Genomic DNA, 6,038 nt, shown 5'->3' with positions numbered 1-6,038 from the left:
CAAATGTATTTTTGAGGAGTTTCCTCCTACACTTTTAGAAATAGATTGATTCGCTATGCCGGCAGAATGTTGATGAGCACGTACATGAGAGCCATCAATAAAAATCCACTCCATATCGGGGCATGAGGCTAGTAATTTGAATAATCTAAGTAACTTACCGCTGCTTGACCAACGATTAAAACGTTTGAAAATAGAGTTTGAATGACCAAAACAGGAAGGAATATCTCGCCACGGACAGCCTGTTCTAATTCTATAGAGAATAGCTTCAATAAAATTGCGTAAATTTGAGTTGTGGTGAATGGATAAATTACGCAGAATAACTTTCAACTTTTGCCAGTGTTGATCTGTCAGCATGGTACGAGGCATAGCGAATAGTAACATTGGGTTTGGCGATTTGATTTTACTACTTCGCTATTTTTTTAAGCTAAAAGTGTCAACACACCCTAATTAATTAATAAATATATTATTCAATCATGATGTTTTGTAAAACAGGTTGTTTTTATAGCGTCCTCATAGGTTTTTAGTGCTATATCATTCACACGATTTTTAGCGATTAAAATACCGATCGATCGTATTTTAGCGCTTCAAGATCATAGACTTGATACACAGCATCAAACAGGTAACGGATGTATTCGCTTTCATCCATATTGCGCATGGCCATAAAGACAGGACTCACCGCAAAAGCATCTGCTAGAGGTACAAAGTTGAGATGGGCTAATTTAATGTTTTGTGCGCTTTCCGGTACGATGCAGACGCCTTCTCCGGCAGCGACAAAGCCCAGTGCCAGCTGTAACTCACGGACAATCCGGATATTTTTCGGTTCAAGACCATACTCAGAAAATATGCCACGAACCTGGGTAGAGAAATTTGCCTTTCCAGTATTCGGATATAAGAACAGATGCTGATCGACCAGTTCAGATAAATATATATTTTCACGATGAGCCAGTACATGACTTGAATGAGCTGCCACCACTAGGCGTTCTTCACGCAATAACACGCGTTTTATCGCAGGATCCGAAATTCTTAAACGGCCGAAACCGACATCAATTCTTCCTTCTTTCAGCGCCTGAATCTGTTCATAGGTATTCATTTCCATCATCTCGATTTTGAGATAAGGATGCTGCTGCTTAAATAAAAATAAAATCCGTGACAGCAAACCAAACAATAAAGAGCCAACAAAACCGATGGTTATGGTGCGATCAGCAATGCCAATACGTTTGGTCATCGATTTTATTTCTTCAGCATTAGACAAAAGTTTAACAGCGTGCTGATAGAAAAATTGACCGGCTTCGGTGGTCTTAAGCGGTCTGCTCCCTCTTTCAAAGAGCTGAATATCGAGCTCTTGCTCCAGATTTTGGATCTGTCGGCTCAAAGGTGGTTGAGCAATAAACAGTTTTTCTGCCGCTTTGGTAAAACTTTGTTCTTCGACGACGGCAACGAAGTAACGCAAATGTCTGAGTTCCATGGCTCTAAATACCTTTAAAGTATAAAAAAATGCTAAATCGATCTTAGACCAATCAACATTATTCTTTTAAGGTATATCAAGTCAAAGCATTAAAGCAAGAATGTGAACCCGTATTATGTATAAGTCAGTTGAAACCTTGCTGGTAGAAATTCCAACCATTCGCCCTCACAAGATGGCAGTGGCGACGATGCAAACCCAGACCCTGGTATTGGTCAAAATCACCACTGAAGATGGTTACGTCGGTTGGGGTGAAGCAACAACTATCGGTGGCTTAGGTTATGGTGATGAAAGCCCGGAAAGCGTAAAAGTTAATATTGAAACTTATTTTGCGCCTCTTTTAAAAACATTATCAGGTTTAAATGTTGCACAGACATTACAAGCAATTAAAAAGAATATTAATGGTAACCGTTTTGCCAAATGTGCGATTCAGACTGCACTTTTAGACATTCAGGCACAACGTTTAGGTTTGCCATTAAGCGAAGTCCTCGGTGGCCGCTTACGTGACAGTATTCCAGTTCTTTGGGTATTGGCTTCTGGCAATACCGAAAAAGATATTGCAGAAGCAGAGAAAATGGTTGCGGCAAAACGTCACAACATTTTCAAACTCAAAATCGGTTCGCGTCCGGTAGAAGAAGATGTTGAACATGTGCTGGCAATTAAGAAAGCCTTAGGCAAAGACGTTTCGATCCGTGTCGATGTGAACCGTGCCTGGTCAGAACTGGAAGCGATTAAAGGCATTCAGTTATTACAAGATGGCGGTGTTGATCTGATCGAACAGCCATGTGCAATTGATAACCTGGATGCCATGCGCCGTCTGACCCGACGTTTTGATGTTGCCATCATGGCAGACGAATCGTTAATGGGCCCGCACTCGGCGTATGAGATTGCCAAACAAAACGGTTCATCTGTTTTTGCAGTCAAAGTTGCCCAATCAGGTGGTCTGATTGAAGGTTGTGAAGTAGGCAAGATTGCCAAACTTGCAGGTATTGACCTGTATGGCGGCACCATGCTGGAAGGCCCGGTGGGCACGATTGCTTCGGCACACGTGTTCTCTACTTTTGAAAGTCTGGCGTTCGGTACCGAGCTGTTTGGTCCTCTACTGCTGACTGAAGATATTTTGAAAACCCCGCTCAACTATCAAAACTTTGAACTTGAGATTCCGAAAGGACCAGGTCTGGGGATTGAGTTGGATGAAAACAAGATTGACAACTTGCGTCGTCAGTAATTAGGAGAAACCCATGCTTTTCCACGTACGTATGGATGTAAACATTCCACGTGATCTGCCAGTTGAACAGGCAAACGAAATTAAGGCTGTTGAAAAGGCTTATTCACAGGAATTGCAGCGTCAAGGCAAATGGCGTCATATCTGGCGCATCACTGGCCAGTACTCAAACATCAGTATTTTTGATGTTGAAAGCAATGAAGAGTTGCACAACCTGCTACAAGGCTTGCCTCTCTATCCTTATATGAACATTGAAGTAATGGCATTAAATCGTCACCCATCTTCAGTTCGAGATGACGACAGTTAAGTAAGAGTTTTGGGAAATGGGAATAACATTATTCCCTTCCCAGCAAGCAATACCAGAGGGTAATTCAACAAGGATTGTGGCCAGCAAGATTTAGCCAGCCAATGAAAGCTAAAAAAGTGCGCCACAAAAAGATGAAAGACATACTTTAGGAGCAATAGTATGAATCGCCAAGAAATTGATGCATTAGTTAAGCAAATGAACGTTGATACAGCGACAGGTCCTGTAGATGAACGTGTACAACAAGTTGTTGTGCGTTTATTGGGCGACCTTTTCCAAGCGATCGAAGATCTTGATATTTCTCAGTCAGAACTGTGGAAAGGCCTGGAATACTTTACTGATGCCGGTCAAGCGAACGAATTAGGTTTATTGGCTGCAGGTTTGGGTCTGGAGCATTACCTAGACTTACGTGCTGATGAAGCGGATGCTAAAGCAGGCATTACGGGCGGTACGCCACGTACGATTGAAGGTCCACTTTATGTAGCTGGCGCACCTGAAACTGTAAGCTTTGCACGTATGGATGATGGTTCTGAAGAAGGTAAAATCCCGACGCTGATCATTGAAGGTACAGTGACTGATACTGATGGCAACCGTGTTGAAGGTGCCAAAGTTGAAATCTGGCATGCAAACAGCCTGGGCAACTACTCATTCTTTGACAAGTCACAGTCTGACTTTAACCTGCGTCGCAGCATCATTACTGCTGCCGATGGTCAATATACTGCATTGACTACAATGCCAGTGGGTTATGGCTGCCCTCCAGAAGGTACAACTCAGTTTGTACTGGACAAGTTAGGCCGTCACGGTAACCGTCCATCGCACGTACATTACTTCGTATCTGCACCGGGTTACCGCAAGCTGACTACTCAATTCAATATTGAAGGCGACCAATACCTGTGGGATGACTTTGCATTCGCTACTCGTGAAGGCTTGGTTGCAATTGCGGTTGACGTGACTGATGAAGCTGAAATTGCAAAACGTGGTCTAAACGGTCCTTTCAAACACATTCAATTTGATATTGAACTCGTGAAAGAGAAACAAGACGCACCTTCTACTGAAGTTGATCGTCGCCGCGCTAGCGCTTAATACATTAAGAAGCGGGATATGCCTTGAGATATATCCCGCTGACTTCCCCCTTGGAAAGTCGGAGAAAGGACATGCCTCGTATTCCCGTAATTAACACCAGCCATTTAGACCGCATTGACGAATTACTGGTTGATGATTATGAATCTGGTGAATTTAAACTACACCGTTCAGTATTTACAGACCAGGCCCTGTTTGACCTTGAGATGAAATACATCTTTGAAGGCAACTGGGTTTATCTAGCACATGAAAGCCAGATTCCAAACAATAACGACTTCTATACTACCTATATGGGTCGTCAGCCGATCATCATTGCACGTAACCGTCAAGGTGAACTGAATGCCATGATCAATGCCTGTTCGCATCGCGGTGCACAATTGTGCCGTAACAAGAAAGGCAATAAAGCAACTTATACTTGCCCATTCCATGGCTGGACGTTTAATAACTCAGGTAAGTTATTAAAAGTCAAAGATCCGGCTGAAGCGGGTTATTCAGACTGCTTTAACAAAGACGGCTCACATGACCTGAAAAAGGTTGCCCGTTTTGAAAACTATAAAGGTTTCCTGTTCGGCAGCTTGAATCCGGATGTTCCTTCTCTGGAAGAATACCTGGGTGAAGCGACTAAAATCATTGACATGATCGTGGATCAGTCTGAGCAAGGTCTGGAAGTTTTACGTGGTTCTTCGACTTATACCTATGAAGGTAACTGGAAGTTGACTGCTGAAAACGGTGCTGATGGTTATCACGTGTCTGCTGTACACTGGAACTATGCTGCAACGACTCAGCAACGTAAAGAAAAAGAAGCTGGCGACAACATCCGTGCGATGAGCGCAGGTGCATGGGGCAAACAAGGCGGTGGTTCTTACGGCTTTGAACACGGTCACATGCTGCTTTGGACTCAATGGGCTAACCCGGAAGACCGTCCTAACTTTGCCAAGAAAGATGAATACACTGCGCAATATGGCGAAGCCATGGCGAAGTGGATGATCGAACGTTCACGTAACCTGTGTATCTATCCAAACGTTTACTTCATGGATCAGTTCGGTTCACAAATTCGTGTCCTACGCCCGATTTCTGTCGATAAGACTGAAGTGACGATTTACTGTATCGCGCCTGTGGGTGAAGAGCCTGAAGCGCGTACCCGTCGTATCCGTCAGTATGAAGATTTCTTTAACGCTTCAGGTATGGCGACACCAGACGACCTTGAAGAATTCCGTGCTTGTCAAGCAGGTTATGCTGGTATCGCACTGGAATGGAACGACATGTGCCGTGGTTCTAAACACTGGATTCAAGGTCCGGATGATGCTGCCAATGAAATCGGTTTAAAACCAAAACTGTCTGGTATTAAAACTGAAGATGAAGGTCTATACCTGTCTCAGCACCAGTACTGGTTAGAATTGATCAAAAAAGGTATTGCGACTGAGAAAGAAATTGCAGCATCAACTGAAGGAGAAAACGCATGAGCGACATCACTTTAGAAAATATTGCTCAGTTCCTGTATCAAGAAGCCCGCTTTTTAGATGATGAACAATGGGATGACTGGTTAACCTGTTATGCCCCTACTGCGTCTTTCTGGATGCCAGCCTGGGATGATGATGACAAACTGACCACAGATCCACAGTCTGAAATCTCGTTGATTTACTATCCAGACCGTCAAGGTTTAGAAGACCGCGTGTTCCGTATCAAGACTGAACGTTCATCTGCAACCATGCCGGATACACGTACCTGCCATAACCTCAGCAATATTGAAATTGTTGAACGTGATGGCGACAAAGTGACTGTACGTTTTAACTGGAATACTTTGAGCTTCCGTTACAAAACAAGTTACAGCTACTTCGGTATGTCTCGTTATGAAATCGATTTCTCAGGCGATAAACCGCAAATTTTAAGCAAATATGTGGTACTGAAAAACGATTACATCAACCAGGTTATCGACATTTATCACCTCTAAGACTGTTTATACAGCT

At 43.3% G+C, this 6,038-nt stretch carries 6 protein-coding genes and 1 pseudogene; 5 read left to right on the top strand and 2 right to left on the bottom strand.

Annotation, left to right across the window (positions count from 1 at the left end; translation table 11 throughout):
* Nucleotides 1-366 (bottom strand): annotated as a pseudogene (locus BFN00_RS04250) (IS5-like element ISAba31 family transposase); the annotation flags it as partial.
* Nucleotides 367-553: 187 nt separating this feature from the next.
* Nucleotides 554-1,465: a LysR family transcriptional regulator gene (locus BFN00_RS04245; protein ID WP_071850568.1), complete on the bottom strand. Its 912-nt coding sequence runs from the start codon at nucleotides 1,463-1,465 to the stop codon at nucleotides 554-556.
* A gap of 115 nt (nucleotides 1,466-1,580) precedes the next feature.
* Here BFN00_RS04245 and BFN00_RS04240 point away from each other — a divergent pair, with 115 nt between their 5' ends.
* The 5 genes from BFN00_RS04240 (at nucleotide 1,581) to benB (ending at nucleotide 6,022) form a co-directional block, all read left to right on the top strand.
* On the top strand, nucleotides 1,581-2,690 hold the full coding sequence (locus tag BFN00_RS04240; RefSeq protein ID WP_071850567.1) for a muconate/chloromuconate family cycloisomerase: 1,110 nt from the start codon (nucleotides 1,581-1,583) through the stop codon (nucleotides 2,688-2,690).
* A 13-nt stretch (nucleotides 2,691-2,703) separates the two neighbouring features.
* The gene (gene catC, locus BFN00_RS04235) at nucleotides 2,704-2,994 is read left to right on the top strand and encodes a muconolactone Delta-isomerase (RefSeq protein ID WP_004647036.1); all 291 of its coding nucleotides are present in this window, start codon (nucleotides 2,704-2,706) and stop codon (nucleotides 2,992-2,994) included.
* Nucleotides 2,995-3,153: 159 nt separating this feature from the next.
* Nucleotides 3,154-4,074, top strand: a complete 921-nt coding sequence (gene catA, locus BFN00_RS04230; RefSeq protein ID WP_071850566.1) for a catechol 1,2-dioxygenase — start codon at nucleotides 3,154-3,156, stop codon at nucleotides 4,072-4,074.
* 71 nt (nucleotides 4,075-4,145) lie between these two features.
* Nucleotides 4,146-5,534, top strand: coding sequence for a benzoate 1,2-dioxygenase large subunit (gene benA / locus BFN00_RS04225; protein ID WP_004647039.1), 1,389 nt, complete (start codon nucleotides 4,146-4,148; stop codon nucleotides 5,532-5,534).
* A complete protein-coding gene (gene benB / locus BFN00_RS04220; RefSeq protein WP_005096959.1) occupies nucleotides 5,531-6,022 on the top strand; it encodes a benzoate 1,2-dioxygenase small subunit in 492 nt (163 codons plus the stop codon). Before benA ends, benB begins: the two co-directional genes overlap by 4 nt.
* The last annotated feature ends 16 nt before the right edge of the window (nucleotides 6,023-6,038 follow it).

The sequence above is a fragment of the Acinetobacter sp. AR2-3 genome, from assembly GCF_001878775.1.
Lineage (GTDB): Bacteria > Pseudomonadota > Gammaproteobacteria > Pseudomonadales > Moraxellaceae > Acinetobacter > Acinetobacter lwoffii_D.
This window is presented reverse-complemented; position numbering and strand designations above follow the sequence as displayed.